Annotated in this window: 2 protein-coding genes; both read left to right on the plus strand. The window is 70.9% G+C overall.

The genetic code is table 11. The features are described 5' to 3' along the window. A partial coding sequence (locus tag ACIKT0_RS16995; RefSeq protein WP_407106552.1) for a solute carrier family 23 protein occupies positions 1–479 on the plus strand: 479 nt, incomplete at its 5' end. 68 nt (positions 480–547) lie between these two features. Then, the gene (gene ade / locus ACIKT0_RS17000; RefSeq protein WP_407106553.1) at positions 548–2,269 is read left to right on the plus strand and encodes an adenine deaminase; all 1,722 of its coding nucleotides are present in this window, start codon (positions 548–550) and stop codon (positions 2,267–2,269) included. Positions 2,270–2,403 lie beyond the last annotated feature (134 nt).

Below are 2,403 nucleotides of genomic sequence, written 5' to 3' on the forward strand. Positions count from 1 at the left end.
TGCTTGGGATCCTTCAGGATCGAGGCAAGGTCTTCAGCCGCGAAGGCCGGAAGGCTCAGTGCGACGGCACGTCGAGCCCGACCGCCTATCTGGAGAGCGCCGCCGGCGTGGCGGAGGGCGGCCGCACCGGGCTGACGGCCGCGACCGTCGCGGCGCTGTTCCTCCTCTGCCTGTTCTTCGCGCCGCTCGCGGGCTCGGCGCCCGCCTACGCGACCGCGCCGGCGCTGCTCTACGTCGCCTGCCTGATGCTGCGCGACATCGCCGAGCTCGACTGGGACGATGTCACCGAATGGGCCCCGGCCTGCGTCGCGGCGCTCGCCATGCCGTTCACCTACTCGATCGCGAACGGCGTCGCCTTCGGCTTCATCGGCTACGCCGCGCTGAAGCTCGTGACCGGGCGCGCCCGCGAGGCGAAGCCGGTCGTCTGGATCGTGGCGGCGCTGTTCCTGCTGCGCTACGCGCTGATGCCTGAGGGATAGCGAACGCCCGAGCTTGACCGCGCGCCGCGCGCGGCCAAGATCGCGGCCCACGCGGGGAGAGGCTTCACATGAGCTACGAGTCCGAGGGTCAGGAAGCCGCGATCGAGCGGCGGATCGTGCAGGGCAGGGGGCTGGAGCTCGCCGATCTGGTGATCAAGGGCGCGCAGGTGCTCGACGTCGTCACCGCCACGCTGTTTGAGAGCGACGTCGCGATCTGCGGCGACACGATCGTCGGCACCTTCGCCTCCTATGACGGCGTGGAGACCATCGACGGGCGCGGCCTCACGGTCGTTCCGGGCTTCATCGACAGCCATTTGCACATCGAATCATCGCTGCTGACGCCGCACGAGTTCGACCGCTGCGTGCTGCCGCACGGCGTCACGACCGCGATCTGGGACCCGCACGAGATCGCCAACGTGCTGGGGCAGGGCGGCATCGAGTACGCGCTGGCCGGCGCCGAGGCCGCGATGATGGACATCCGCGTGAACCTGTCCTCCTGCGTGCCGGCCTCGCCGCTGGAGACCTCCGGCGCGCGGCTGGAGATCGAGCATCTGCTGCCGTTCCGCGATCATCCGAAGGTGATCGGGCTCGCAGAGTTCATGAACTTCCCCGGCGTGCTGGCGCGCGACCCCGGCTGCCTCGCCAAGCTCGCGGCGTTCCAGGACGGCCATATCGACGGCCACGCGCCGCTGGTCCGCGGCAAGGACCTCAACGGCTATCTGGCGGCCGGCATCCGCACCGACCACGAGGCCACCTCCTACGAGGAGGCGCTGGAGAAGCTCCGCAAGGGCATGAGCGTGCTGATCCGCGAGAGCTCGATCGCCAAGGACCTGCACGCGTTGTGGCCGTTGATCCAGCCGGAGACCTCGGCCTTCATCGGCTTCTGCACCGACGACCGCAACCCGGTCGAGATCGCCGAGGAAGGCCATATCGACCACATGATCCGCTGGACGATCGCGCAGGGCGTCCCGGCCGCTCATGTCTACCGGGTCGCCAGCTGGTCGGCCGCGAACGCCTTCGGGCTGCGCGACCGCGGCCTCGTGGGGCCGGGGAAGCGAGCCGACCTCGTGCTGCTCTCCGACTACGAGAGCTGCGAGATCGCGCATGTGATCGCGGGGGGCAAGCTGGTCACCCCGGAGCGGCTTGCGGCCCGCAAGGCGCCGCGGCCGGTCGGCCTCGACAGCATGAAGGTCGCGCCGGTTGCGGCCGCCGACCTCATCGTGCGCGGCCGCGGCGGCCCGCGGCCGGTGATCGGCGTCATCCCGGGCAAGATCGTCACCGAGAGCCTGACGCTCGACCTCAAGGAGCGCGGCGGCTTCGTGCCGCCGGACCCGCAGAAGGACGCGGCCGCCGTCGCGGTGATCGCCCGGCACGGCGTCAACCAGAACATCGGCCGCGGCTTCGTGAAGGGTTTTGATCTCGAGCGCGGCGCGATCGCCTCCTCGGTCGGCCATGACAGCCACAACATCTGCGTGGTGGGCGCCGACGCCGAGTCCATGGCGATCGCGGCCAACCGGGTGATCGCGCTCGGCGGCGGCATCGTGGTGGCGGCCGGGGGCGAGGTGCGCAGCGAGCTCGCGCTGCCGCTCGCCGGCCTGATGAGCCTCGATCCGCATGAGAGCGTGCGCGAGAAGCTGCTCGAGCTGCGCGCCGCTGCGCGCGAGCTCGGCTGCCGGCTGTCCGAGCCGTTCCTGCAGGTCGCCTTCCTGCCGCTGGCGGTGATCCCGCATCTCAAGATCACCGACATGGGGATGGTGGACGTCGACCGCTTCGAGGTGCTGGCGGACTGACCGTCGATGCCCGCATCCGGCGAACTGCCCGGCGGCCTGCCGCCGCGCGACGTGCTGGTGGTGTCCGATCGCTATCCGCCGGACGTCGCGGGCGGCGCCGAGCTCAGCCTGCACCTCGTGCCGCGCGAGCCGCG

Origin of the sequence: Hansschlegelia beijingensis (assembly GCF_045505405.1) — a bacterium.
In the GTDB taxonomy this organism is placed as follows: domain Bacteria; phylum Pseudomonadota; class Alphaproteobacteria; order Rhizobiales; family Methylopilaceae; genus Methylopila; species Methylopila beijingensis_A.

Bases quoted from the DNA above. Each gene is read 5' to 3' on its own strand.
- ade (WP_407106553.1), top strand. From the start codon at position 548: ATGAGCTACGAGTCCGAGGGTCAGGAAGCCGCGATCGAGCGGCGGATC.